This is a genomic window from Jiella marina, from assembly GCF_024359545.1.
Taxonomy (GTDB): Bacteria; Pseudomonadota; Alphaproteobacteria; order Rhizobiales; family Rhizobiaceae; genus Jiella.
Genome location: NZ_JAKQZG010000013.1, coordinates 1 through 24,707, shown reverse-complemented (window position 1 = coordinate 24,707; position 24,707 = coordinate 1). Strand labels below are relative to the sequence as shown.

Sequence of the window (24,707 nt, the reverse complement as noted above, 5' to 3'; positions counted from 1 at the left end):
GGAAGGCCCGGATGATGGCGAGATCGACCAGACAGATCCTCGACATGAATGCCTTTCGGGCGGATGATGCCGAGGCGAAAGCCCGCGAGACGGTGAAGCGGCGCCTCGCCAACACCGGTGCCCTGTCGGTCCTCTTCTACCGCGAGCCTATCGAGATGGTCAGCGCCGAGGGTGCCTGGATGCAGGCGGCCAATGGCGAGCGCTATCTCGACTTCTACAACAATGTCCCCTCGGTCGGTCACACCCATCCGAAGGTCGTCGAGGCAGTCACCCGGCAGATGGGCCGCCTCAACATTCATTCGCGCTATCTGAACCAGGTGGTCGACAACTATCTCGAACGGCTGAAGGAGCGGCTTCCTGACCCGCTCTCCAACATCGTCCTGACCTGCACCGGCAGCGAAGCCAACGATCTGGCGCTGCGCGTTGCCGAGGCGGTGACCGGGGCGCGGGGCGTGATTGTCACCGAGACCGCCTATCACGGCAACACCGCTGCTGTGACGGCGATCTCGCCCTCCGCCTTCAAACAGGCGAGTCCGCCCGCCCATGTGGTCGCGATCCCGGCGCCGGCGCCAACCCGCTTCGAGGAGGATATCGCCGGGGGTTTCGCAGCCTCTGTCGAGGAGGCGATCGCGACGCTGAAAGGTCGGGGCTATGGCCTCTCCGCCTTCATATGCGACTCGATCTTCTCCAGTGATGGCGTCTTCGCCGATCCGGCCGGCTTCCTGCGGCCGGCGGTGGAGGCGGCGCGCGCGGCGGGAGGCGTCTATATCGCCGACGAGGTGCAGCCGGGATTCGCACGCACCGGCGACGCCTTCTGGGGCTTTGCGCGCCACGGGGTCGAGCCCGACATGGTCACGATGGGAAAGCCCATGGGCAACGGTTTCCCGATGGCCGGCGTCGCGGCAAAGCCCGAGGATCTGTCACGATTCTCGGCGGCGGTCGGCTATTTCAACACCTTCGGCGGAAATCCCGTCGCGGCCGCAGCCGGGGCGGCCGTCTTGTCCGTGATCGAGGAGGAGCGGCTGCAGGAGAATGCGCGTGATGTCGGCAGTCACCTTCTTTCGCGGCTGCACGATCTTGCGGCCAGGGACGCCCGGGTTGGAACGCCGCGCGGTGCGGGACTGTTCATCGGCCTCGACCTCATCGAGGAGGGCGATGCGCACCGTCCCGATCCCGAGCTTGCCAGTCGCCTCATCAACGGTCTCAAGCGCGAGCACGTGCTGATCGGCGCCGCCGGCCCCTATGGCCATACGCTCAAGATTCGCCCGCCGCTTTGCCTGAACCGCTCCGAGGCCGATCTCTTCGCCGACACGCTCGAGCGCGTGTTGTCCGAAGGCTGAGGGCGAGAGGATGGCAAGGTGAGCAAGAAGGCCACCCGGCAGAGCGCCATCGTTGCTCGCCTCAGTTCCAATCCGACCTTGCGCGTCGGCGAACTCGCCGAGGAATTCGGTGTCACCGGCGAAACCATCCGCCGCGACCTTGACGATCTGTCGGCCCGCGGCACGATCAGTCGCACCTATGGCGGTGCGGTTCTGCGCTCGCGCAGCGAGCCATCGCTCTCCAAGCGCCATACCGAGCATGTCGAGGAGCGCACGGCGATCGCCCATCATGCGGCGAGCCGGCTCGGCGACGCCTCGGTCCTGATGATCGGTTCGGGCGCGACGACGACCCACATCGCGCGTCGTCTCGCGACGGTTCTGAAGAACGTCACGGTCATCACCCATTCCTTCAGCGTCGCGACGGTGCTGTCGATCAACCCGACGATCCGCGTGATGATCGTGCCCGGCATCTATCATGCGGGCGAAGGCGCCACCCATGGCGGTCAGGCTCTGCGCTTTCTAGAAGGGCTGAACGCCGACTGGGCAATCCTCGGCGCCAGCGGTATTTCGCCCGAAGGGCCGAGCGACGCCCTGATCGAGGCCTCGGAGGTCTATGGCGCGATGATCGCGCGCAGCGCGCGGCGCATGGTCGCTTGCGATTCGACCAAGTTCGACCGCTTGTTCACCGCGCGCTATGCCCGCTGGAGCCAGATCGATCTCCTGGTGACGGAGACAGCACCGACCGGCCCTCTTCGGGCTTCGCTCGATCGCGAGAAGGTCGAAATTGCCGTCGCCCCGCCTCGGGGGCCTCGAGTTTGAGACCGACGGGCCGGAGGACATAGTCGTGGCCAAAAGCTCGATGGCTCGATCAGCAGTCAGAACGGATGGAATGCCCATAAGAAAAGCGAGCGGCCCGAGGACCGCTTGCTTCTCATAGATTCCCAGTGAATGATTTCGATCAGACGTAGGCGCCTGCGCGCACCACGACGGGAGCGCCGATGCTCACCCGCTGATACAGGTCGATGATGTCCTGATTCATGAAGCGGATGCAGCCCGAGGACTCGTTGGTGCCGATCGTCCAGTATTCGGGGGATCCGTGCAGGCGGTACAGCGTGTCGCGGTTGCCCTGATAGAGATACATTGCGCGTGCGCCCAGCGGGTTCATGATCCCGCCCGGCATGCCGCCGGCAAATTCGGCGAGTTCCGGCTTGCGCTGGATCATCTCCTTCGGCGGCGTCCAGGTCGGCCAGACCTTCTTGGCGCGCACTTCGGCGCGGCCGCTCCAGCCGAAGCCCTCGCGGCCGACGCCGACGCCGTAACGCATGGCACGCCCGCCGGGCATGACGAAATAGGCGAACTTGTTGGTGGTATCGACCACGACCGTGCCCGGCGCCTCACCCGTCGGATCGGCGACTTCGCGGCGCAGGAAACGCTCGGGGACGCGGCGCAGATTGACCGGCGGGATGACCTCGCCGTGATCGACCATGCGACCGTAGATGTTGGAATAGCGTGAACTGGTGCGGTCGTCGGCGAATGCCGTCAGACCGATGATCTTGGCACGATTGCTTGTGCTGCTGCAGCCGGCAACCGTAGCCATGGTTCCAAGTCCAGCCGCCGTCAGGAAACTCCGACGCGACAGGGCGCGACCCGCTTGATTCGTCATTTCTCCAGCCTCTACCGTTTTCTTATGATTTCTTGACGCCTGCGAACGGGGATCGTGCCACAGGCGCATTTTGTTTTGGTTGAAGCGAAAACGAGATTGCGACGAACTGGTTCCTTGCTCACGGACGGTTGAACGGATCGTCCTCGCGGTCCGCCTGGCGGCCGCGCGTGTAGGGCGGCGCCGGCGATGGCTCAGATCGTCTTTGTCAGCCCGGCAAGGTCGGGCAGGATCGCGTCGGGCGCGAGATCCTTGTATTCGTCCGGCTCGCCCGAGCGGTTGATCCAGACCGTGCGGAAGCCGAACTTCCTGGCGCCGGCAATGTCCCAGCGATTGGAAGACTGGAAGGAGACGGCGTCCGGATAGATCCGGAAGGCCGTGGTCACCATGTCGTAGACGGCGGGCGCCGTCTTGTAGGTGCCGCACTCCTCGGCCGAGAAGATCCCGTCGAAGAACGTCTCGATTCCGGCCGAGCGCGCGGCGCGGTGGAGCATGTCGCGCGAGCCGTTGGACAGGATCGCGAGCCGCGCCCCCTTTTCCTTCAGCGTGCGAAGCGTGGCGGGCACTTCCGGGAACGTGTCGAGATCGCGATATGATTCCAGCAGCGCGTCGCGCAGTTTCGGATCGGCGCTCGGAACCTTCCGGAAGGCATAGTCGAGCGCGTCCTCGGTCAGATCCCAGAAATCGCGGCTGGAATCGCCCATCAGCCCGCGGACCCAGGAATATTCGAGCTGCTTGCGCCGCCAGATGTCGGAAAGCTGCTGCCCCGCCTCGCCGATCTCCCCGGCGTGCCTGGCAACGGCAGCATGAACGTTGAAGAGCGTTCCATAGGCATCGAACACGTAAGCTGCGGGCAAACCAATCCTCCTGGCCGTCATCCTCCCACCGACGAGCAAGATGGGGCAGATCTGTCATCGGGCCATCGGGTCGCGATTGAAATCGCGCGCGCCGGGCGCTAGGCCGTCTTGCGACCGGCGCGGTTCGCCCGCCTGCCGGTTCGAACAGGAGCCATTCGAGACATGTCCCATTCCACCACCAGCGAGCTTCGAACCCGCACCTTCGTCGACGGAACCTGGCATGAAGGGAGCCCGGCGCTGATCGGCCCGAAGAGCCATGCCATGTGGCTGGGCTCGACGGTGTTCGACGGCGCCCGCTGGTTTGAAGGCATGGCGCCGGATCTCGACCGGCATTGCGAGCGGGTGAACGCCTCGGCCGAGACGCTGGGCCTGAAGGCGACGGTTCCGGCCAGGGAGATCGAGTCGCTAGTCCACCAGGGGCTCGAAGGCTTCGACGGCAAGACGGCGGTCTATATCCGTCCGATGTATTGGGCCGAAGAGGGCGGTTACATGGGCGTGCCGGCGCTGCCCGAATCCACCCGCTTCTGCCTCTGCCTCTATGAGACGCCGATGATCGAGCCGGCGGGTTTTTCGCTGACGGTCTCGCCCTTCCGGCGGCCGACGCCGGAGACGATGCCGACGCTCGCCAAGGCCGGCTGCCTCTATCCGAACAATGCCCGCGCCATCCTCGAGGCGCGGAGCCGCGGCTTCGGCAACGCCCTCGTCCTGGACATGCTCGGCAATGTCGCCGAGACGGGCTCGTCCAACATCTTCTTCGTCAAGGACGGCGTCGTCTTCACGCCGATTCCGAACGGCTGTTTCCTCAACGGCATCACCCGCCAGCGCATCATCGACCTCCTGCGCAAGGCCGGCCGCGAGGTCGTGGAAAAGACGCTCACGGTCGAAGATTTCATGGAGGCCGACGAGATCTTCTCCACCGGCAATCACTCCAAGGTGGTTCCGGTCAATGGCATCGAAGGACGTCCGCTGCAGCCGGGACCGGTCTATCGCGAAGCGCGCGAGGCCTATTGGGCCTTCGCGAAATCGGGCCGCTGAGGCGCGAAATTCCCTTCGTCTTCCCGCCTCGGGGAGGTGGCGAAACAGCCACGGCGCCCTAGCTCTTCGTCGCGAAAGGTGGCTCGGGCCGATCTCTGCCGGGAGCGGCGGAAAGCGATGGCTTTCCGGTCCCGCAAGGCTGGTCCGCCGCCGGAATTTTCAAACCTGAAGGACGAAGGAGATCACCATGGCGTTCACACTGCCGGATCTTCCCTACGCTTACGACGCGTTGGGCCCGTACATGTCGAAGGAAACTCTCGAGTATCATCACGACAAGCACCACAATGCTTACGTGACCAAGGGCAACGAGCTCGCCGAGAAGGCAGGAATGGCCGACCTTCCCCTCGAGGAGATCGTCAAGAAGTCCTACGGCACCGACCAGGCGCTCTTTAACAATGCCGGCCAGCACTACAACCACCTGCACTTCTGGAACTGGATGAAGCCCGGCGGCGGCGGCACGAGCCTGCCCGGCAAGCTCGCGGCGGCGTTCGATTCCGATCTCGGCGGCTACGACAAGTTCAAGGCCGATTTCGAAGCCGCCGGCGCGGGCCAGTTCGGCTCGGGCTGGGCCTGGGTCGCGGTCAAGAACGGCAAGCTCGAGATCATGAAGACGCCGAACGGCGAGAACCCGCTCGTGCATGGCGGCGTGCCGATCCTCGGCGTCGACGTGTGGGAGCACTCCTATTACATCGACTATCGCAACGCCCGGCCGAAATACCTGTCGGCCTTCGTCGACAATCTCATCAACTGGGATTACGTCCTGGACTGCTACGAAAAGGCGACCGGCTGAGCGGCAGCGCTTGGTCGCAAGGCTTTGGTGACATGGACCGGCCCCGGCGTTCGCGCCGGGGCCGATTGCGTTTCGGGCGCACACGCCGGACGCAAGCTTTCGTGACCGTCACGCCGCCCTCGCTTTGTTGCCTAACAATGGAATGGTTCCAGATGAACCGGATACCGCGGCAACTCGCGGTTTGGGGAAAGGAGTTCGTTCCGATGATGCAGAAAAGACCGTTCGGCCTTGCAACGCTGGCTCTCGCCGGCGCCGCCATCCTCGCCGTCCCGGCGATCGCACAGAACATGGAAGCGATCGAGAAGCGGCAGCAATTGATGGAGGACAATGGCGACGCGGCGAAGCTCGGTGGCGCGATGCTGAAGGGCGAGCAGGAATTCACCGCCGACAAGGCGGCTCAGGTCTTCTCGCAGATGCACGACATCGCGATGAAGTTCGGCGACTACTTCCCCGAGGATTCCAAGACCGGCGGCGATACAGAGGCTGCTCCGGCGATCTGGGAGCAGCCGGAAGAATTTCAGGCCGCTCTGGTGAAGTATCAGGAAGATACCCAGGCCGCGATGGACGCGGCGCCGCAGGACATTGACGCCTTCAAGCAGGCCTTCGGCATGGTGACCCAGAACTGCAAGGGCTGTCACGAAGACTTCCGGCTCGACAAGGACTGATCCAGCTCGACGTTCTGGGTGCATTCAAACGGGTCGGTTCGCCGGCCCGTTTTCCGTTGGTTCCTTGAACAAGAACGGCCGGCAAGTTTCGCCGGTTGAAGCGCACCAGAAAGCCGGGACTGCGCTCCATGGTGCATGAGGTTTCGCTGCAAGCACCGCTTTCAAGACGTTTTGGGAATCCGCCTGCGGCGATTGGAGATAGGGCCGCTTTCCGACCCCTGGGACGCCGCGCGCCCATCCGCTTTATGGTGATGCGCTTTGGCTCTACAAGGCGAAATTCGTTAGCGACAAGGGAATTTCACTTGTAATCTCATTGAGAGACCGCCTAATGCGCGAAGCGCGCGGAACCGCGCACATTCCTTTGGGGTATCGGGGGAAGAGTCATGCCCACACGAAGCATGTATGTTAATCAAGTAACGCAAGTATCGTTGGGAACGTACAGTGTACTTTCTGGCGGATTTGCAGATACCTTCAGCGATTATGATGAGGGCGTTCCCGGAGACGATAACCTATTTATCTTAGGCGATGTTTCTGATGACCTTTTTAATCCGGGCTCCTCTCCCGGTACGGGTCTCACATACGTTGGAGCCTTGAACAATGGTGATGGTTTCATCCTTACCGCGGGCGCTGGTAATTACTTCATCGCGCAATATAATATGAATTATGGCGTCGGAGATACAGCGGATATAACATCAAGTTCTTTTGCAATCCAATGCTTCACACCTGCCACCCAGATCACAACGGCGCAAGGTCCCGTTTTCATCGAAGATCTGTCTGTCGGTGACATTGCCTTGACGGCCTTCGGCACCAAGCGTTCCATCGTGTGGATTGGGAAGCGAACGATTGAGTGCGGGGGACAGAACTGGCATCACGCCCCGGTCAATGTTCGCGCTGGAGCTTTCGGGGCGGGCGTTCCCGAGCGCGACGTGATGCTGTCCCCCGGCCATCCGGTAATGGTGCGCCAGGGGGGGCGCGAGGTGTTGGTGCCGATCATGAACCTGATCAACGGTACGACCATCGAGCGCACCCACATGAACACCGTCACCTACTGGCATGTCGAGCTTGACCAGCACGACGTGCTCCTGGCAGACGGCCTGCCGGCGGAGAGCTTCTTCGACATGGGCACGCGCGGCTGGTTCGAGAACGACCTCGACGACGTCCTCGCCAATCCCGACCTGATCCCGGCCGGCCAGCATGGCCGCTGCCTGGAAGTCGAGACCGAGGGCCCGCTGGTCGAGGCTGAGCGCAAGCGTCTGGCCGACTTGTTCTACGCCGACCTGTCGGCGCAGTGCGCCTGGCCGAGCGCAAGCGTTCACGCGGCGATCTGACCGTCCGGGCGCAGCCCGGTCAAATCCTGAGAAGCATCGAACGGGCGGATCGGCGATCCGCCCGTCTTGCGTTTCGGCTCAACCGCAGCGCACCGCGGTGATCTCGTTCTGATTGTTGGTGTCGAGGGTCACCCGGGTCGGGATGAACTCCTGGGTGGTGGGCTGGCCGGGATAGAGGATGCGCACGTCTTCCGCGCCCGTCGCCTGCTCGGCCTGTTCGGTGGCCTCGACATTGGCGAGCTGGCCGACGAGGAAACGCGCCGCGCCGGCATTGCAGCTTCCGCCGCCGCCCGCGCCGGCCGTGCCGGGACCGCCGGCGCCGACACCGGGAAAGCCGCCGGTGGAGACGCCGGGCGCGGCGGTGCCGGCAGCCCCCGCCGGCTGCAGGGGCGCGCCGGGCGTGCGTTGCGGCGCGGGCGTGTTGGCCGTGCTCGAGCAGGCCGCGGCGACGAATCCGAGGCCTGCGATGGCGGTCATTGCGATACGGTTGGACATGGCTGTTCCCTCTCCTGGTTTGGTTCGACCCGGTTCAGGCCTTCCTCTATCGATGGTGGCTTCTGGCAATTTCAGTTCTGTCTGGCGTCCGGCGCGACCAGGATAGGGGTCGCGGGCGGGACCTGAAGGTCGGGATCGTCGGTTTCTCCGATCCTGCGCCGAGCGGGCGTGCGCAGGACGGCCCGGCCGTTCGCGATCCGAACCTCGCCGGTGAGGACCAGCTTCAGGGCATGGGGGTAGAGCCGGTGCTCGGCGCGAAGCAGGCGCTCCGCAAGGCTCTGCGGCGTGTCGCCGGGCTCGATGCCGATCGCGGCCTGGGCGATGATCGGCCCCTCGTCCATCCGGTCGGTGACGTAGTGGACGGTGCAGCCGTGGATGCGCATGCCGGCAGAAAGCGCCCGGCGATGGGTGTCGAGGCCGGGAAACAGCGGCAGGAGGGAAGGGTGGATGTTGATGATCCGCCCCTCGTAGCGCCGGACGAAATCTTCCGACAGGAGCCGCATGTAGCCGGCAAGGCAGATGACGTCGGGCCGGCACTCCTCGATCGCTGCGATGACGGCCGCTTCGTGTTGTTCCCGGCTCGCATAGGCCTTCTGGTCGATCGCCTTGGCCGGGATGTCGTAGCGGCGCGCCGTCTCGAGGCCCGGCGCATCGGGTCGGTTGGAAATCACGGCGACCACCTGGCCGGGATAGAGCGGGTCCATGCCGGCGGCGATCAGTGCTCCCATATTGGTGCCGCGACCGGAGATCATCACCGCGACGCGCTGGCGTTGGCTTCGGCTCATCGGAACGCCACCTCCCCGTTGAAGGTGACGGCGGCGTCACGGCGCGGCCGCAGCCGGCCGAGCGGCACCACCGTCTCGCCTTCTGCCTGCAGGATCGCCGAGGCCGTCGCCGCATCGGCTTCCGCCACGACGACGATCATGCCGATCCCGCAATTGAAGGTGCGGAGCATCTCGGCATCGGCCACGTCGCCGACCTGCTTGAGCCAGCCGAAGACCGGCGGCGGAGCGATGGCAGGAAGATCGATATTGGCGGCGAGATGATCGAGCAGGACGCGCGGAATGTTCTCCACGAAGCCGCCGCCGGTGATGTGGGCGAGCGCCTTGATGCCGGCCGACTGACGGATCGCCGACAGGAGCGGCTTGACGTAGATCCGCGTCGGCTCGATCAGCGCTTCGGCCAGGCTCCGTGTTTCATCGAAAGGCGCGGGCGCGTCATAGGCGGCTCCGCTTCGCTCGACGATCCGGCGCACCAGCGAATAGCCGTTGGAGTGGGCGCCGGACGACGCGAGGCCGAGGATCATGTCGCCTGTTTCGAGCGCCGCCGATTTCGGCAGAAGCTGGTCGCGCTCGGCCGCGCCCACGGCAAAGCCGGCAAGATCGTAGTCGCCCTTGGCGTAGAGCCCGGGCATTTCCGCCGTTTCGCCGCCCAGAAGCGCACAGCCGGCGAGCTTGCAACCCTCGGCGATGCCCTTGACGATCGCCTCGCCCTCGGCGGGGTCCAGATGGCCGGTCGCGTAATAGTCTAGAAAGAACAGCGGTTCGGCGCCCTGGACGATCAGATCGTTGACGCACATGGCGACGAGATCGATGCCGATGGTGGCGTGAAGGCCGGTCTCGATGGCAATCTTGACCTTGGTGCCGACGCCGTCATTGGCTGCGACGAGAACCGGATCGGAAAAGCCTGCGGCCTTCAGGTCGAAGACACCGCCAAAGCCGCCGATCTCGCCGTCCGCGCCCTTGCGCATCGTCGAACGCACATGCGGCTTGATCCGGCGGACCATCTCGTTGCCGGCATCGATGTCGACGCCGGCGTCCCGATAGGTCAAAGAACTGCGATCCTCGGTCATGTGTCTTCGCGCCCCTTTTCAGCCGGAGTTGACATGATCGCGACCGGTCGGCAAGCCCCGGCCCCTCTGCCGTGCCGGATCCCTGCCGCTTTTTCTCGCTTTGATGACGGTCGCGCCCATTCGCGGCGGAGCCTATATTCCTGGTCAGGCGCCGTTGCAGCCCGTGCGGATCGACGATCATGACCATTCCCAACATCATCTCGATCATCCGGCTTCTGGTCGTGCCGGTGATGGTCTGGGCGCTCATCGACGGGAGTTGGGGCCTGGCCTTCGCGATCTTCGTTTTCGCCGGCGTGTCGGACGGGATCGACGGGGCGATCGCGCGGCATTTCGACCAGCAATCGACGCTTGGCCTCTATCTCGATCCGATCGCCGACAAGGCGCTGCTGACGGCCGTATTCATCAGTCTCGGTCTGCTCGGCCAGCTGCCGGACTGGCTGGTGATCGCGGTCGTCAGCCGCGACATCCTGATCGTGAGCGCCTTTCTGCTCAGCTATGTCATGGGGCTGCCCATGGCGGTGCGCCCGCTCTTCGTCTCCAAAGCGACGACGGTGGCGCAGATCGCGCTGGCGGCCAGCGTCCTCGGCGAGGCGGCTTTCGGCATCGATCTTGGCTTCGCCCTTGATCTCCTGATCGGCGTGACGCTCCTCTTGACCGTGGCCTCGGCAGCCGCCTATCTCGTGGACTGGCTCCGACATATGGCGTCGCCCGACGATTCCGATTCTTCAGAAAGCGGCAGCCCATGACCGATCGCAGCGCCCTGATTCGGCGGCAGGTGTTCTTCTGGAGCATGGCCGCGCTCATCGGCGTCTTCCTGCTCTGGCTGTTCTCCGAAATCCTTCTGCCCTTCGTGCTCGGCATGGTGCTGGCCTATCTGCTCGATCCGGTGGCCGACTGGCTGGAGCGTCGGGGGATCTCGCGGCTTTTCGCGACGGTGATCATCCTTGGACTGTTCGTGCTCGTCTTCGCCGGTGTCCTGGGCATCCTCGTTCCGGTCGTGGCAAACCAGATCGGCGGCCTCGCCGAGCGCATTCCGGAATATGTCGACCGGTTTCAGGCGCTCATGGATTGGCTGGAGTCGAGTTCGATCGGCTGGCTTTTGCCCGACAGCGAAGCCAATCTGAAGCAGGATCTCGCCCAGCTCGTCAGCGAGGGGTCCGGCTTCGTCACCTCCTTCATCGCCTCGCTCTGGTCGTCCTCGCTCGCGGTGGTCAATTTCGTCTCGCTGTTCGTGGTGACGCCGGTCGTCGCCTTCTACATCCTGCTCGACTGGGACCGGATGGTCGAAAAGGTCGACAGCTGGACGCCTCGCCAGCATGCCGCGACGATCCGGCGGCTCGCCCGCGACATCGACCGTTCGGTGGCGGGCTTCGTGCGGGGGCAGGGGAGCGTCTGCCTGATTCTCGGCACCTTCTACGGTGTCGCGCTCACCATGGTCGGGCTCAATTTCGGCCTCCTGATCGGACTCTTCGCCGGTCTGGTCTCCTTCATCCCCTATGTCGGGTCGGTCCTGGGGCTCATCCTCTCGGTCGGCGTCGCACTGGTGCAGTTCTGGCCGGACGCGATCTGGGTCATCGTCGTCGCCGCCATCTTCTTCACCGGTCAGTTCTTCGAGGGCAACATCCTGCAGCCGAAGCTGGTGGGCGCCTCGGTCGGCCTGCATCCGGTCTGGCTGATGTTCGCGCTCTTCGCCTTCGGCGCCCTGTTCGGCTTCGTCGGACTGCTGATGGCCGTCCCTCTGGCCGCCGCGGTTGGCGTTCTCGTGCGCTTCGCTCTGTCGCAATATCTGCAGAGCGAGATGTATTTCGGCCGCGAGACGTCGCGCGAACCAGCCGCGATCAGCCCGCGGGTCGCGGCCCCCGTCATTCCGCCTTCGGGCGACGCGCCCGACGCTGCGCAGCGGTAGGGCAGACCCATGCCGGCGCAACTCCCGCTCGAACTGCCGCATCGGCCCTCGCTGGCGCGCGAGGACCTGGTAGTCACCGCGGCCAACCGGATGGCGGTGGAAGCGATCGATGCCTGGCCGGCCTGGCCGCATCCGATCCTCGTCATCGTCGGTCCGCCAGGCTCGGGCAAGACGCATCTCGCCAATGTCTGGGCCCGCCGGGCGGGGGCCATCGCCTCCGGCGAGGCTTCGATCGACGCGATCCTGGAGACTCCGGATTTCTGCGCGGTGGTCGACGACATCGACGGCGGCGTCCATGACGAAGCCGAGCTCTTCGCGCTCGCCAATGCCGCCCGTCTCGGCGGCGGCAGCCTGCTCGCCACGGCCAGCACACCGCCCGGCGCCATCGATTTCGCGACCCGGGATCTGCGCTCGCGCCTTTCCGCCGCCACCGTCGCGACACTCGGCGCGCCGGACGACGCGCTTCTGGACGGGGTCCTCGTCAAGCTGTTTGCCGACCGGCAGATGGCGATCGATCCGAAATCCCTGCGCTACCTGACCGAGCGGATGGAACGCTCGCTCGATCAGGCGCGCAAGCTTGTCGCCGCCGTCGATCGGGAGACGCTTGCGGTGAAGGGCCGGGTGACGCGGCCGCTGTTGCGCCGCATATTGGAGCGGGAGGACATGGTCGGCGGCTGACCCGGCCCATGTCATCATAGCGTCTTTCGGGGCGGCTAACGGACCCGGAACAAGGAGGACTGTCCCGATGAGCGATACCGACCGAACGCCGACTCGCCGGAAAGCAACCCGCAAGGGTGACGGGGAGAGCAGGACGGCCGGTGCGGGCACGTCCGCAAAACCCAGAGCCTCCAAGCCGACCGGCCCCCGGCGTTCCAGCGCGAAGGCCGCCGCAGCGTCCAGCCGTACCGCCGTGACCTCCGACGACGCACGGCGGACACCATCGCAGCCGGAGGGCCCGATGTCGCAGACCGAACAAAACGCTGGCTCTCTTGTGTCCGACGCCGAGGCAATCCTTGCCGAAAACGACGCGGCAGGTGATGCCCACCCGCGCCTGACCAATGAGACGGACGAACTGCCCCAGGATCGCTACATCAATCGCGAACTGTCCTGGCTGCAGTTCAACCGGCGGGTCCTGGAGGAGTCCCAGAACCCGGCGCATCCGCTTCTGGAACGGGTGCGCTTCCTGTCGATCTCGGCGGACAATCTCGACGAGTTCTTCATGGTCCGCGTGGCCGGTCTGGCCGGTCAGGTACGCGAAAAGCTCCCCGTTCGCAGCGTCGACGGGCTGACGCCCCAGGAACAGCTCGACCGGATCCTGGACGAAGTCAGCCGCCTCCAGAGCGAGCAGCAGGCTTCGCTCGCCGAACTGATGAAGGCGCTGCGCCAGGAAAAGATCATGATCGTCGGTGCCGGCGAACTGAAGGGCCCGGAGCGGGCCTGGCTGGAGAAGCATTTCGACGAAACGATCTTCCCGGTCCTGACACCCCTGTCGATCGATCCGGCTCACCCGTTCCCCTTCATCCCAAATCTCGGCTTCTCCATCGCGCTCGACCTGATCCGCGAGCGCGATTCCAACCGCATGAACGCGCTTCTGCGCCTGCCGATCGCGCTGCACCGTTTCGTGGAGATGCCCATCGGCGAGAGCGGCGTGGCCCGCTACGTTCCGCTGGAGAGCGTCGTCGCCCTTTTCATCGGACGGCTCTTCCCCGGCTACCGGGTGAAGGGGTCGGGCACGTTCCGCATCATCCGCGATTCCGATATCGAGGTGGAGGAAGAGGCGGAAGATCTCGTCCGGCTGTTCGAGACAGCGCTGAAGCGGCGGCGGCGCGGATCGGTGATCCGCATCGAGTTCGATTCGATCATGCCGGAGGGCCTGCGCAATTTCGTGGCGGCCGAGTTGGAGGTGCCCGAGGCGCGCATTTCGGTGATGGACGGGATGCTGGCCCTCGATTCGCTCTCGCAGATCTGCAAGGCCTCTCGCGACGATCTGAAATTCGAGGCGTACATTCCCCGTTTCCCGGAGCGTATTCGCGAGCACAATGGCGACTGTTTCGCCGCGATCCGGGAAAAGGACATCATCGTCCACCACCCCTACGAATCCTTCGACGTGGTGGTCCAGTTCCTCCGTCAGGCGGCGGCCGATCCGAACGTCATCGCCATCAAGCAGACGCTCTATCGCACCTCGAACGACTCGCCCATCGTCCGCGCGCTGATCGACGCGGCCGAGGCCGGCAAGTCGGTGACTGCGCTGATCGAACTTAAGGCGCGCTTCGACGAGGAGGCCAACATCCGCTGGGCCCGCGACATGGAGCGCGCCGGCGTGCAGGTGGTCTTCGGCTTTATCGAGAAGAAGACCCATGCCAAACTCTCCCTCGTCGTGCGGCGGGAGGAGGGCAAGCTCGTCAGCTTCTGCCATATCGGGACCGGCAACTATCATCCGATCACGGCGAAGATCTACACGGATCTCTCCTATTTCACGGCCGATCCCGAGATCGCCCACGATGTCAGCCTCGTCTTCAACTACATCACCGGCTATGCCGAGCCGAACGCGCTCAAGCGGCTGGCGGTCTCTCCGGTCACGATGCGCGACACGATCATCCGGCTGATCGAGGCCGAAGCCGCCAATGTGCGGGCCGGGAGGCCGGGTCAGATCTGGCTGAAGATGAACTCGCTGGTCGACGCCAAGATCATCGACGCGCTCTATCGGGCGAGCCAGGCCGGTGTCGAGATCGATCTCGTGGTACGCGGCATCTGCTGCCTGAAGCCGCGCGTGCCGGGTCTGTCGGACAATATCCGCGTCAAGTCGATCGTCGGCCGCTTCCTGGAACACAGTCGCATCTACTGTTTCGGCAACGGCCAGGGCTTGCCCTCCGACAAGGCCATCGTCTATCTCGGCTCGGCCGATTTGATGCCGCGCAATCTGGATCGGCGCGTGGAGGTGCTGGTGCCGATCACCAACCCGACGGTTCACAGCCAGGTCTTGTCGCAGATCATGCTCGGCAACATTCTGGACAATCAGCAGAGCTGGTCGGTGGTCGCGGACGGGTCATCGCGCCATATCGTGCCCTCGCCGGGCGAACAGCCCTTCAACGCGCAACGCTATTTCATGACAAACCCGAGTTTGTCGGGCCGCGGGAAAGCGCTGAAGACGGATGCTCCAAAACTCATCGCAAGACAACGCGCCGAACACGGGCGCTTCGACTAAAGGTTCCGCACCCGGGCGTCTGCCGGGCGCGATCCCGGTCGGGGTGGTCGACATCGGATCGAATTCGGTCCGGTTGGTGATCTACGAAGGCCATTCGCGCGTCCTGACGGTCCTGTTCAACGAAAAGGTCCTGAGCGGTCTGGGCAAGGGACTGGCTCAGACCAACCGTCTCGACCCGCAGGCGGTCGACAACGCCCTTGCCGCGCTCAAGCGTTTTGCCCGGCTGGCGGCGCAGGCCGGCGTCAAGGACCTCTACCCGCTGGCGACCGCCGCCGCCCGCGAGGCGCAGAACGGGCCGGAATTCATCGCCGCGGCGGAAGCCGCGCTCGGGCGCAAGGTGATCATCCTTTCCGGCGCCGACGAGGCACGGGGCGCCGCAAACGGCGTCCTGGCCGGTTTCAACAGGCCTGACGGCATTGTCGGCGATCTCGGTGGCGGTAGCCTGGAACTCGTCGACATTGCCGAGGGGGCGGTCGGCGAGGGTATGACCATGCCGCTGGGCGGCCTCAGGCTGCGCGATCTCTCCGGCGGCGATCTCGGCAATGCACAGGCCCTCGCCGACAGCCACGTCGCGGCCAGTGGACTTGCCGAACGTGGCGCGGGGCGTGCCTTCTTCGCCGTCGGTGGCACCTGGCGCAATCTCGCCAAGCTGCACATGGAGCAGGTCGGCTATCCGCTGCATGTCATGCATGCCTATGAGATTCCGGCGGCCGGTCTCGAAGCCTTTCTCGACGCGGTGATCCGTGCCGAGCCGGAGAAGTTGCCGGGCATCGCCGCCGTCTCCAAGTCGCGGCGTTCGCTGCTGGCCTATGGCGCCGTGGCGCTGAAGAGCGTCGTCAAGTTCATCAAACCCGAAAAGATCGTGCTCTCCGCCCTCGGCGTGCGCGAGGGCTTCCTGTACGACCGCCTGCCCGAGCCCGAAAAGGCCAAGGATCCCCTGATCGAGGCCACGCGCGAACTCGCGATCCTGCGTTCGCGCTCGCCCGACCATGCCTGGGAACTGGTGGAATGGACCCGGCGCACCTTCGAGGCCCTGTCGATCGACGAGACGCCCGAAGAGGAACGGCTGAGGACCGCAGCCTGCCTTCTCGCCGATATCGGCTGGCGGGCGCATCCCGACTATCGCGGCAAGCAGGCGCTCTCGATCGTCGCCCATGCCGCGATTCCCGCGATCGACCATCGCGGGCGGGCCTTTCTTGGCCTCACCAATTTCTACCGCCACGAAGGCAGCGTCGAGCAGCGCCACATTCCCGAACTGGAACGCCTGATCGACGAACGCCTGCTGAAACGGGCGCAAATCCTCGCCTCGCTGTTTCGCGCCACCTATCTGCTGACCGCCTCGATGCCGGGGATTCTCGACCAGTTCAAATGGGCCCAGGACCCGCGGGGCGGTTTCACCCTGGCCATTCCCGCCCGCCTTGCCGACCTGATCGGCGAGCGCCCCGAGGGCCGGTTGCAGCAATTCGCTCGCGTCGTCGAGAAGACACTGAGGCTCGAAGCGCGCTAAGGGCGGGGCGTCTTCGGATTTTGTCCATCAGGCGCAGTGAGTGATTTCGCCGGAGGCGCCGGGATCAGAGCCGGCGGTCGGTGAAATTGCGCCGGTCGTCGGCGATCGCCATGGCGGCGGCCAGCGAGGCCTCGTCGCCGGCGACGGAGGCAAGACGGTCTACCTGATTGATCGCGATCAGCCGCAACAGATCTTCGCGCGGCTGGCCGGCGGCGTCGCGCGGGAGGGCGTGGACGGCCTGGATCACGTCCGGGCGGGGGCGAAGCGTTTCGGCGATCCGCCGCTCCACCTCCGAAGGTGTCGCGTCGGGCGCGACCTCCACGAAGGCGTAGATCCCGACGCCGTTCTTCTTCGGATAGGGAAACAGCGAAAGCACATGGCCGGTCACTCCCGGCTCCTTGCCGAGCCGTGCGGCGATCGTCTTGCCGTCGGTGTCGAGCCGGTCCTTGGTGCCTTCGCCGTCGGACCAGTTGAAGATGCCGCGGGTAACGAGGTTGTAGACGGGCTTGCCGGTCTTCAGCCAGACCCGCGCCGGCAGGCTCTTTTGCGCCAGCATGCGCTTTTCCGAGGGCGTCAGATACTGTTTGCAGAAGCTCTTCTTCTGCTTGAGGAGATGGCGCAGATCCTCGCGTGCGAGCAGCCGGAACAGCGGGCCGCGCCGACGGAAACGCACGGCGAGTTGCAGGTCGATGAGGGCCGCGCGACCATCCGGTGTGATCAGCCAGTTCTGCGGCTTGGCGAGGTCGTTATGGGCGACGCCGGCACGGTGGATTTCGCGCATCAGCCGCTTGGCGTCCTGGAAATAGGCGAGATTGCCCTTCGGCTTGGCGACGTGCAGCGGCGCGCCTTCGATATAGCCGCGATAGAGCGCTTCCTTGTCGACGCCGAGAAGCTGCGGCACGCCGGCCACGTCCTTCAGGGCGGACAGCGCGGTAATCTCGCGGTTGGCCAGATGCCAGGCGAAGCGGCGCACGGGACGGGCGGAGGCCGCGACCCGACGCCGGATCACCTTCGTCGCCGTGTCGCTTTCGAGATGACCGATGGCGATCTCCCCGAAAATGTCGCGCTTCAGGACGGTTTCGACCACGAAGGGTGAGGGAAGGGTCGGCAGGGATTTCGGCATTGTCGGGCACCGGACGAAGCGGGACGGCGGCAGGTTGCCGAGCGCGATCTCGCATGGAATTGTCTTGCGGCCGACGTGAGGACGAATGCAGCGTCCCGTCAAGGATATGACCGCAGAGGAACGCCCTCATAGCGGAACTCCCGCCCCCTGTGAACGTCTCTTTCGCGAAAGCCCGACACTGCAGCCGGGCTGCAACGCCAGGGAGCGCCGCCATGACGATCGAGACCCATTGCCTCGAACCCGAAGCCACGATCCCGAACAGCCGGCTTCCGCTGGTCGTGATGCCCGGCGCGTTCGAGAACCCGGACGCCGATGCGATCGCGGACTGCTTCACGACGAACGGATGGCAGGGGACCTGGGTCTACACGGTCTTCGACCACTGGCATTATCATGTCGAAGGTCATGAGGTCCTCGGCTGCGCCTGCGGTTCCGCGACGGTCGGCTTCGGCGGCGATAGCGGCATCACGGTCGAGATGAACCCGGGCGACGTCGTGATCATACCGGCCGGTGTCGGCCACAAGCGCCTGTCCGGCACGAGCGACTTCGCCGTCGTCGGCGCCTATCCACCCGGCCAGAATGGCGCGATCACGCGTGCCGGCGAAATGGATGTCGAAGCGGCCGCAAGACAGATCGCGTCCCTCGCGCTGCCGCAGACCGATCCGGTGACGGGTGATGCCCTCCAGTTCTGGCAGGACGGCTAGCAGGGTGCTCGGCTGCAAGAACGGACGCCGACCACGTTTTTTTCCCGCATGCCCTTCCTATCGCGGGCCGAGGGTGAAATAGAGGGGCCGTTCCCGCAACCGCCAAACTTCAAGTCAGTCCGCACCCATGTCCGTCGAGAGTCCGCCCATCCGCCCCGCTGCGTCCACCGCATCGGAGGCAGAGGCGCCGCCGGACCGTGAGGTGAAACTGCGGACGATGCTCGTCCTGGCGCTGATCGTCGGCATCGTCGCCGGCGTTGGAGCGATCGTCTTCAAGTACCTGATCGCCTTCATCTACAATCTCGCCTTCTACGGCGTCTTGTCGATCCATCTCGATCCCAACTCCTACGGGCCCGAGAGTTCGTGGAGAGCGGGCATCATCTTCGTGCCGGTGATCGGCGGTCTCGTCGTCGTCTGGCTTGTCAGGAAGTTTGCGCCCGAGGCCAAGGGCCATGGCGTGCCGGAGGTGATGTTCGCGATCTATCACCAGAACGGCAATGTCCGCGGCATCGTCGCGGCGGTGAAGTCGCTCGCCTCGGCGATCTCGATCGGCACCGGCGCCTCGGTCGGACGCGAAGGGCCGATCATCCAGATCGGCTCCTCCTTCGGCTCGACCTTCGCGCGCCGGCTGCGCCTCGTGCGGCATCAGAAGATCACGCTTCTGTCCGCCGGTGCCGGCGCCGGCATCGCGGCGACCTTCAACACGCCGCTCGGCGGTGTGCTCTTCGCCTCGGAAGTGCTCTTGCCGGAAGTTTCGACCCGGACTTTCCTGCCGGTGGTCGTGGCGACCGCGACCTCCACCTATGTCTACCGCGCGGCGATGGGCGTCGAGTCGGCCTTCGTCGTGCCCTTCGACGGTCTGGTCGAAGGGCAGGCGGTCAATGGCGCCGAACTGGTGCTCGCGGCGCTCACCGGCGTCCTCATGGGCGTCGCCGCCTGGGCGTTCGTGAAGCTTCTGCAGAAGACCGAGGACTTCTTCGACAATTCGAACGTCAATCCATACGTGCAGAACGTTCTCGGCATGCTCGCGGTCGGCTGCCTCGGTTACGGCTTCTTCCTCTTCGCCGGCCACTACCATGTGATGAGCGTTGGCTATTCGACGATCCAGGACGTCTTGAACGGTGGCATCACCACGGCGCTGCTTCTGCTTCTCCTGTTCTTCGGAAAGCTGGTGGCGACCTGCGTCAGTCTGGGGGCGGGGGCGTCCGGTGGCATCTTCTCGCCGAGTCTCTTCATGGGCGCGACGCTTGGCGGGGCGATCGGCGTGATCGGCCACACGCTCCTGCCGGGCGCCCACATTGCGCCGGAGACCTTCGCGATCATCGGCATGGGCGCCATGGTCGGCGGTGCCACCTCGGCCGCGATGACGGCGATCGTGATGATCTTCGAGATGACTCGCGACTACGAGATCATCCTGCCGCTAGTGCTGGCGGTCGCAATCGCCATCGGCGTGCGCCGGGCCATGACGACGGCGGACATCTACACGATCAAGCTGAGGAACCGCGGCCGTCCGATTCCGACCGACCGCACCACCAACATGTTCCTCGTCCAGCAGGCGAGCGAGACCATGGTTCGCGACGTCGTCGTCCTGCCGGGCACGATGACGGTCACGGAGGCGCTGAAACAGGTCGATGTCCACAAGACCCGCGTCATCACCACCGACGGCACCCGAATCACCGGCTTCGTGCGCTTCGGCACCATCCCCTACGAGGCCGACCGCTTTGCCCGGCAGACCCTGAACGAGATCGGATCGCAGGAATTCATCATCGCCTCCGCGGCCCACACCCTGAACACGGTCGTCACCCGCATGAACCGCCGCAACCGCTCCTATGCGATCGTCGTGCGCGAACTGCGCGGCCTGCCGCGGCCGGAAGATATCGTCGGCGTGATCGGCCGCGAGGAGATCGCCAATGCCGTGGTGCGAAATCACTACGGATAAGCATCTGAAGACAAAGATCTTTCCGGCTTGGCCGGAAAGCGTCTCGAAAATGTCGCTTGACGGCGGTGCGGCTCCGGGAGTAGCGCCATGGATGGGACACCTCTCCCCAACGAGAGGCGCCTATCTGAAAGGGTAGCTACAAGATGGCACAGATCTCCAAGCCGGACACGCGTCCGGCCAATCCCCGCTTTTCGTCTGGACCTTGCGCCAAGCGACCCGGCTGGTCGCTGGAAGCGCTTGAAGATGCCGCGCTCGGACGCTCACATCGCGCCAAGATCGGCAAGTCGAAACTTGCCCAGGCGATCGACGAAACCCGCGAGATTCTCAACGTTCCCGCTGACTATCGCATCGGCATCGTTCCGGCGTCCGACACCGGCGCCGTCGAGATGGCGATGTGGTCGCTGCTCGGCCAGCGCGGCACCGACGTCGTCGCCTGGGAAAGCTTCGGCGCCGGCTGGGTGACCGACGCGGTCAAGCAGTTGAAGCTCACCGACGTTCGCACCTTCGAAGCGCCTTATGGCGAAATCGTCGATTTCGCCGAGGTCGATTTCGACCGCGATGTGGTCTTCACCTGGAACGGCACCACGTCCGGCGTAAAAATGCCGAATGGCGACGCCATTCCGGCCGACCGCCAGGGCCTCACCATCTGCGACGCGACGTCCGCCGCCTTCGCGCAGGACCTTCCCTTCGACAAGCTCGACGTCGTCACCTTCTCCTGGCAGAAGGTGATGGGCGGTGAGGCGGCCCACGGCATGCTCATCCTTTCGCCCCGCGCGGTCGAGCGGCTGGAAAGCTACAAGCCGGCCTGGCCGCTGCCGAAGATCTTCCGCATGACCAAGAACGGCAAGCTGATCGAGGGCATCTTCAAGGGCGAAACCATCAACACGCCCTCCATGCTCTGCGTCGAGGACTATCTCGATGCGCTCGCCTGGGGCAAGTCGATCGGCGGTCTGGACGCTTTGAAGGCCCGAGCGAACGCCAATCTGAAGGTGGTCGAGGATTTCGTTGCCGCCAATGACTGGATCGGCTTTCTGGCGAAGCGCCCCGAGATCCGCTCGAACACCTCGGTCTGTCTGACCTTCACCGATCCGGACCTCGTCGCCCAGCCCGAAGACGCGCAGAACGCCTTCGCCAAGGGCGTCGCCTCGCTGCTCGAGAAAGAGGGCGTCGCCCTCGACATCGGCGCCTATCGTGACGCCCCTGCGGGGCTGCGCATCTGGTGCGGCGCGACGGTCGAGGCCTCCGATTTGGAAGCGCTGATGCCTTGGCTCGCCTGGGCCTATGAGACCCAGAAGGGCGAACTCAAGAAGGCGGCTTAACTGCTCCGACGCCTGGCATCATCCCTCATCCTGAGCCTGTCGAAGGGCGAGGGATGACGCACTGAGGCTAGGCGGCCCGCCCCTCGTCCTTCGACAGGCTCAGGATGAGGGGCTCAGAGCTTGAAGCTTGCGGCCGCGTCAAATGTCGTCGTGGCGTCCAGTGTCTTTTCAATATCGATGACAAACGCCGCAGTCACAGGCACCCGACATCTCAACCGCGTCATCCCGGCCTCGAGCCGGGATCCATTCCAAACCGCCGAACATGAACCGATCGGGTCGAGGAAGAATGCATCCCTTCGACCGAACTGCCCGCCGAAACGCCGAGGCATAGGTCCCGGCTCGAGGCCGGGATGACGATCGGAGAGGTCGGCGCATGATCGTTTCAGCGACCGCCGGGCAATGCCCGCGTCGCAGTCAGAAGGACAACACCCATGGCAGCCCCCAAGGTTCTCGTTTCCGACGCCCTTTCCGAAACCGCCGTCCAGATCTTCAAGGATCGCGGCATCGAGGTCGACTTCCAGCCGCAGATCGGCAAGGACAAGGACAAGCTCCTCGAAATCATCGGCGACTATGACGGTCTCGCCATCCGCTCCGCCACCAAGGCGACCGAGAAGCTGATCGCTGCGGCGACCAATCTGAAGGTCATCGGCCGGGCCGGCATCGGCGTCGACAATGTCGACATCCCGGCCGCCAGCCGGAAGGGCATCATCGTGATGAACACGCCCTTCGGCAACTCCATCACCACCGCCGAGCACGCCGTGGCGCTGATGTTCGCCGTCGCCCGCCAGCTTCCCGCCGCCGATACCTCGACCCAGGCCGGCAAGTGGGAGAAGAACCGCTTCATGGGCGTCGAGATCACCGGCAAGACGCTGGGCGTCATCGGCTGCGGCAATATCGGCTCGATCGTCGCCTCGCGCGGCGTTGGCCTGAAGATGCGGGTGATCGCCTTCGATCCGTTCCTCTCCGCGGAACGCGCCGCTCAGCTCGGCATCGAAAAGGTCGAACTCGACGAACTCTACAAGCGCGCCGACTTCATCACGCTCCACACGCCGATGACGGAAAAGACCAAGGGCCTGATCAACGCGGCCGCCATCGCCAAGATGAAGGATGGCGTGCGCATCATCAATTGCGCCCGCGGCGGTCTCGTGGTCGAGGCCGATCTCGCCGCCGCGATCCAGTCCGGCAAGGTCGCGGGCGCCGGCGTCGACGTCTTCGAGACGGAGCCCGCGAAGGAGTCGCCGCTCTTCGGCCTCGACAACGTCGTCTGCACGCCGCATCTCGGCGCTTCGACCTCGGAAGCCCAGGAAAACGTCGCGCTGCAGGTCGCCGAGCAGATGTCGGACTATCTCCTGCGCGGTGCCGTGTCGAACGCCATCAACATGCCCTCGATCACGGCGGAAGAGGCTCCGATCCTCACCCCCTTCGTGAAGCTCGCCGAATGCCTCGGGGCCTTTGTCGGCCAGGTGACGGAGGAGCCGATCAAGTCGGTCGAGATCGTCTATGATGGTACCGTCGCCACGATGAACACCAAGGCGCTGACCTCGGCGACGCTGTCCGGCCTGATCAAGAGCCAGGTCGCGGACGTCAACATGGTCTCGGCCCCGGTGATGGCGAAGGAACGCGGCATCCAGATCACCGAGTCGCGCCGCGACCAGTCGGGCGTGTTCGAGACCTATATCAAGCTGACGGTGACCACCGAGAAGCAGACGCGCTCGGTCGCCGGCACCGTCTTCTCCGACGGCAAGCCGCGCTTCATCCAGATCAAGGGCATCAATCTCGACGCCGAAATCGGCCGCTACATGGTCTACACCACCAACAACGACGCACCGGGCATCATCGGCCTTCTCGGCACGACTTTCGGCAATGCCGGCGTGAACATCGCGAACTTCCAGCTCGGCCGCGACCGGCCGGGCGGCAACGCGATCGCGCTGCTCTATGTCGATTCGCCGGTGCCCGAAGACGTGCTCGACAAGGTGCGCGCCCACAAGGAGATCGCCAGCGCCAAGCCGCTCGTCTTCGACGTGGCGGAAGTGACGGCCTGAGCGGCATACGGTTCGAACGTCCCTCCCAAGGACCGAAAGCGTCGGCGAAGCTCGCTTCGTTGGCGCTTTTTTGTGCGCGTGGGCGCATCTAGCCTGCTACCGAGGAGCAGAAGACGGCGGGTGAGTGCGATGGCCGAAGGAGGGGAATGACCGAAATGGCAAATCCCGTGATCGATGTGCCGGCGAAGCGGCCCGAGCGCCTCGTGCTCGACGGTCGGTATGCACGGCTCGAACCGCTCGACCCCGCACGACATGCCGAAACCCTGCATGCCATTGCGACAGGTGCCGATGCTGCGCCTCGCTATCGCTACCTCTTCGAGGCGCCGCCCACGAGCGAAGCCGAATCGGCGGAATGGGTGCAAAGAGCCGCGAGCTCCGACGACCCGCTGTTCTTCGCCGTCATCGACAAGGCGACCGGCCGGGCCGGGGGGCGGCAGGCCCTCATGCGGATCACCCCCGAGCACGGCGCGGTCGAAATCGGCAGCATACTCTGGGGTCCAGCAATCGCCCGGACGCGGATCACCACCGAAGCGCTGTATCTCACGGCCCGCCACGTCTTCGAGACGCTCGGCTATCGCCGCTTCGAATGGAAATGCGACGATCGCAACGAGCCCTCGAAGCGCGCCGCGACCCGCTTCGGCTTCAGTTTCGAGGGTGTCTTCCGCCAGCACATGGTGGTAAAAGGCGAAAACCGCGACACGGCCTGGTTTTCGATGCTCGACGGCGAATGGCCGCGACTGAAAGCGGGCTTTGAGGCGTGGCTCGATCCGGGCAATTTCGATCACGAAGGGCGGCAGAGGGAGCGGCTGCGGTTTGGTCAGTCGCGCTGATTGGGGGATCTGGCTTGGCGAAGACTTGCGTCACCTGGCGGACCGGGTGGATGCAATATCTGCTCACCCGCTGAAACTTCGTCATCCTCGGGCTTGTCCCACTGCTGTCCGGTTTAACCATGGCTGAGGTCCAG

At 64.8% G+C, this 24,707-nt stretch carries 22 protein-coding genes; 16 read left to right on the top strand and 6 right to left on the bottom strand.

The window, feature by feature from the left end:
• The first annotated feature begins 14 nt into the window (after positions 1 to 14).
• Both MF134_RS19235 and MF134_RS19230 read left to right on the top strand, forming a co-directional pair.
• Positions 15 to 1,340 carry an aspartate aminotransferase family protein gene (locus MF134_RS19235; RefSeq protein WP_255341188.1) on the top strand — a complete coding sequence of 442 codons (1,326 nt, stop codon included), beginning with the start codon at positions 15 to 17 and terminating at the stop codon, positions 1,338 to 1,340.
• A gap of 18 nt (positions 1,341 to 1,358) precedes the next feature.
• Complete coding sequence (locus MF134_RS19230) at positions 1,359 to 2,138, top strand: DeoR/GlpR family DNA-binding transcription regulator (RefSeq protein ID WP_255341111.1); 780 nt, start codon at positions 1,359 to 1,361, stop codon at positions 2,136 to 2,138.
• A gap of 139 nt (positions 2,139 to 2,277) precedes the next feature.
• On the opposite strand, the gene MF134_RS19225 is transcribed toward MF134_RS19230, so the two are convergent.
• Both MF134_RS19225 and MF134_RS19220 read right to left on the bottom strand, forming a co-directional pair.
• Positions 2,278 to 2,982, bottom strand: coding sequence for a L,D-transpeptidase (locus tag MF134_RS19225; RefSeq protein WP_457590033.1), 705 nt, complete (start codon positions 2,980 to 2,982; stop codon positions 2,278 to 2,280).
• Positions 2,983 to 3,173: 191 nt separating this feature from the next.
• Positions 3,174 to 3,857 (bottom strand): haloacid dehalogenase type II, encoded by a 684-nt coding sequence (locus MF134_RS19220; RefSeq protein ID WP_457590032.1) that lies wholly within the window; start codon positions 3,855 to 3,857, stop codon positions 3,174 to 3,176.
• 141 nt (positions 3,858 to 3,998) lie between these two features.
• On the opposite strand from MF134_RS19220, the gene MF134_RS19215 reads away from it, so the two are divergent.
• The 4 genes from MF134_RS19215 (at position 3,999) to MF134_RS19200 (ending at position 7,654) form a co-directional block, all read left to right on the top strand.
• Positions 3,999 to 4,871, top strand: a complete 873-nt coding sequence (locus MF134_RS19215; RefSeq protein WP_255341108.1) for a branched-chain amino acid aminotransferase — start codon at positions 3,999 to 4,001, stop codon at positions 4,869 to 4,871.
• A gap of 187 nt (positions 4,872 to 5,058) precedes the next feature.
• On the top strand, positions 5,059 to 5,661 hold the full coding sequence (locus tag MF134_RS19210; protein WP_255341107.1) for a superoxide dismutase: 603 nt from the start codon (positions 5,059 to 5,061) through the stop codon (positions 5,659 to 5,661).
• Between the two features lie 203 nt (positions 5,662 to 5,864).
• Positions 5,865 to 6,326, top strand: a complete 462-nt coding sequence (locus tag MF134_RS19205) for a c-type cytochrome (protein WP_255341106.1) — start codon at positions 5,865 to 5,867, stop codon at positions 6,324 to 6,326.
• A gap of 383 nt (positions 6,327 to 6,709) precedes the next feature.
• On the top strand, positions 6,710 to 7,654 hold the full coding sequence (locus tag MF134_RS19200; protein WP_255341105.1) for a Hint domain-containing protein: 945 nt from the start codon (positions 6,710 to 6,712) through the stop codon (positions 7,652 to 7,654).
• A gap of 78 nt (positions 7,655 to 7,732) precedes the next feature.
• Here the strand turns inward: MF134_RS19200 and MF134_RS19195 are convergent, their stop codons facing one another.
• From MF134_RS19195 to purM, 3 genes are all read right to left on the bottom strand, one after another.
• Positions 7,733 to 8,149, bottom strand: a complete 417-nt coding sequence (locus MF134_RS19195; protein WP_255341104.1) for an I78 family peptidase inhibitor — start codon at positions 8,147 to 8,149, stop codon at positions 7,733 to 7,735.
• A gap of 71 nt (positions 8,150 to 8,220) precedes the next feature.
• Positions 8,221 to 8,934, bottom strand: a complete 714-nt coding sequence (gene purN / locus MF134_RS19190) for a phosphoribosylglycinamide formyltransferase (protein ID WP_255341103.1) — start codon at positions 8,932 to 8,934, stop codon at positions 8,221 to 8,223.
• A complete protein-coding gene (gene purM / locus MF134_RS19185; RefSeq protein WP_255341102.1) occupies positions 8,931 to 10,001 on the bottom strand; it encodes a phosphoribosylformylglycinamidine cyclo-ligase in 1,071 nt (356 codons plus the stop codon). The genes purN and purM overlap by 4 nt, the downstream gene beginning before the upstream one ends.
• Positions 10,002 to 10,180: 179 nt before the next feature.
• On the opposite strand from purM, the gene MF134_RS19180 reads away from it, so the two are divergent.
• The 5 genes from MF134_RS19180 to MF134_RS19160 all read left to right on the top strand — a co-directional run bounded on the left by MF134_RS19180 (position 10,181) and on the right by MF134_RS19160 (position 16,619).
• A complete protein-coding gene (locus tag MF134_RS19180) occupies positions 10,181 to 10,747 on the top strand; it encodes a CDP-alcohol phosphatidyltransferase family protein (protein ID WP_255341101.1) in 567 nt (188 codons plus the stop codon).
• A complete protein-coding gene (locus MF134_RS19175; protein ID WP_255341100.1) occupies positions 10,744 to 11,907 on the top strand; it encodes an AI-2E family transporter in 1,164 nt (387 codons plus the stop codon). Before MF134_RS19180 ends, MF134_RS19175 begins: the two co-directional genes overlap by 4 nt.
• A 9-nt stretch (positions 11,908 to 11,916) precedes the next feature.
• Positions 11,917 to 12,585: a P-loop NTPase family protein gene (locus MF134_RS19170; protein WP_255341099.1), complete on the top strand. Its 669-nt coding sequence runs from the start codon at positions 11,917 to 11,919 to the stop codon at positions 12,583 to 12,585.
• Positions 12,586 to 12,898: 313 nt separating this feature from the next.
• On the top strand, positions 12,899 to 15,112 hold the full coding sequence (locus tag MF134_RS19165) for an RNA degradosome polyphosphate kinase (RefSeq protein ID WP_457590035.1): 2,214 nt from the start codon (positions 12,899 to 12,901) through the stop codon (positions 15,110 to 15,112).
• Entirely contained in the window at positions 15,060 to 16,619 is a 1,560-nt protein-coding gene (locus MF134_RS19160; RefSeq protein ID WP_255341097.1) for a Ppx/GppA family phosphatase, read from the top strand. The genes MF134_RS19165 and MF134_RS19160 overlap by 53 nt, the downstream gene beginning before the upstream one ends.
• Positions 16,620 to 16,683: 64 nt before the next feature.
• Here MF134_RS19160 and MF134_RS19155 read toward each other — a convergent pair whose 3' ends face one another.
• Positions 16,684 to 17,742 (bottom strand): serine/threonine protein kinase, encoded by a 1,059-nt coding sequence (locus tag MF134_RS19155; RefSeq protein WP_255341096.1) that lies wholly within the window; start codon positions 17,740 to 17,742, stop codon positions 16,684 to 16,686.
• Between the two features lie 212 nt (positions 17,743 to 17,954).
• Between MF134_RS19155 and MF134_RS19150 the strand changes: the two genes are divergently transcribed.
• The 5 genes from MF134_RS19150 (at position 17,955) to MF134_RS19130 (ending at position 24,573) form a co-directional block, all read left to right on the top strand.
• Positions 17,955 to 18,443, top strand: coding sequence for a hypothetical protein (locus MF134_RS19150; protein ID WP_255341095.1), 489 nt, complete (start codon positions 17,955 to 17,957; stop codon positions 18,441 to 18,443).
• 202 nt (positions 18,444 to 18,645) lie between these two features.
• Positions 18,646 to 20,382, top strand: coding sequence for a chloride channel protein (locus MF134_RS19145; RefSeq protein ID WP_255341094.1), 1,737 nt, complete (start codon positions 18,646 to 18,648; stop codon positions 20,380 to 20,382).
• 143 nt (positions 20,383 to 20,525) lie between these two features.
• Positions 20,526 to 21,701, top strand: coding sequence for a phosphoserine transaminase (locus MF134_RS19140; protein WP_255341093.1), 1,176 nt, complete (start codon positions 20,526 to 20,528; stop codon positions 21,699 to 21,701).
• Positions 21,702 to 22,132: 431 nt separating this feature from the next.
• Positions 22,133 to 23,743 (top strand): phosphoglycerate dehydrogenase, encoded by a 1,611-nt coding sequence (serA, locus tag MF134_RS19135; protein ID WP_255341092.1) that lies wholly within the window; start codon positions 22,133 to 22,135, stop codon positions 23,741 to 23,743.
• A 146-nt stretch (positions 23,744 to 23,889) separates the two neighbouring features.
• The gene (locus MF134_RS19130) at positions 23,890 to 24,573 is read left to right on the top strand and encodes a GNAT family N-acetyltransferase (RefSeq protein WP_255341091.1); all 684 of its coding nucleotides are present in this window, start codon (positions 23,890 to 23,892) and stop codon (positions 24,571 to 24,573) included.
• Positions 24,574 to 24,707: the final 134 nt, after the last annotated feature.

Coding starts and splice junctions, on each gene's coding strand:
- MF134_RS19235 (WP_255341188.1), top strand. CDS start 15: ATGGCGAGATCGACCAGACAGATCCTCGACATGAATGCCTTTCGGGCG.
- MF134_RS19225 (WP_457590033.1), bottom strand. CDS start 2,982: ATGACGAATCAAGCGGGTCGCGCCCTGTCGCGTCGGAGTTTCCTGACG.
- MF134_RS19220 (WP_457590032.1), bottom strand. CDS start 3,857: ATGACGGCCAGGAGGATTGGTTTGCCCGCAGCTTACGTGTTCGATGCC.
- MF134_RS19215 (WP_255341108.1), top strand. CDS start 3,999: ATGTCCCATTCCACCACCAGCGAGCTTCGAACCCGCACCTTCGTCGAC.
- MF134_RS19210 (WP_255341107.1), top strand. CDS start 5,059: ATGGCGTTCACACTGCCGGATCTTCCCTACGCTTACGACGCGTTGGGC.
- MF134_RS19205 (WP_255341106.1), top strand. CDS start 5,865: ATGATGCAGAAAAGACCGTTCGGCCTTGCAACGCTGGCTCTCGCCGGC.
- MF134_RS19200 (WP_255341105.1), top strand. CDS start 6,710: ATGCCCACACGAAGCATGTATGTTAATCAAGTAACGCAAGTATCGTTG.
- MF134_RS19195 (WP_255341104.1), bottom strand. CDS start 8,149: ATGTCCAACCGTATCGCAATGACCGCCATCGCAGGCCTCGGATTCGTC.
- purN (WP_255341103.1), bottom strand. CDS start 8,934: ATGAGCCGAAGCCAACGCCAGCGCGTCGCGGTGATGATCTCCGGTCGC.
- purM (WP_255341102.1), bottom strand. CDS start 10,001: ATGACCGAGGATCGCAGTTCTTTGACCTATCGGGACGCCGGCGTCGAC.
- MF134_RS19180 (WP_255341101.1), top strand. CDS start 10,181: ATGACCATTCCCAACATCATCTCGATCATCCGGCTTCTGGTCGTGCCG.
- MF134_RS19175 (WP_255341100.1), top strand. CDS start 10,744: ATGACCGATCGCAGCGCCCTGATTCGGCGGCAGGTGTTCTTCTGGAGC.
- MF134_RS19170 (WP_255341099.1), top strand. CDS start 11,917: ATGCCGGCGCAACTCCCGCTCGAACTGCCGCATCGGCCCTCGCTGGCG.
- MF134_RS19160 (WP_255341097.1), top strand. CDS start 15,060: ATGCTCCAAAACTCATCGCAAGACAACGCGCCGAACACGGGCGCTTCG.
- MF134_RS19155 (WP_255341096.1), bottom strand. CDS start 17,742: ATGCCGAAATCCCTGCCGACCCTTCCCTCACCCTTCGTGGTCGAAACC.
- MF134_RS19150 (WP_255341095.1), top strand. CDS start 17,955: ATGACGATCGAGACCCATTGCCTCGAACCCGAAGCCACGATCCCGAAC.
- MF134_RS19140 (WP_255341093.1), top strand. CDS start 20,526: ATGGCACAGATCTCCAAGCCGGACACGCGTCCGGCCAATCCCCGCTTT.
- serA (WP_255341092.1), top strand. CDS start 22,133: ATGGCAGCCCCCAAGGTTCTCGTTTCCGACGCCCTTTCCGAAACCGCC.
- MF134_RS19130 (WP_255341091.1), top strand. CDS start 23,890: ATGACCGAAATGGCAAATCCCGTGATCGATGTGCCGGCGAAGCGGCCC.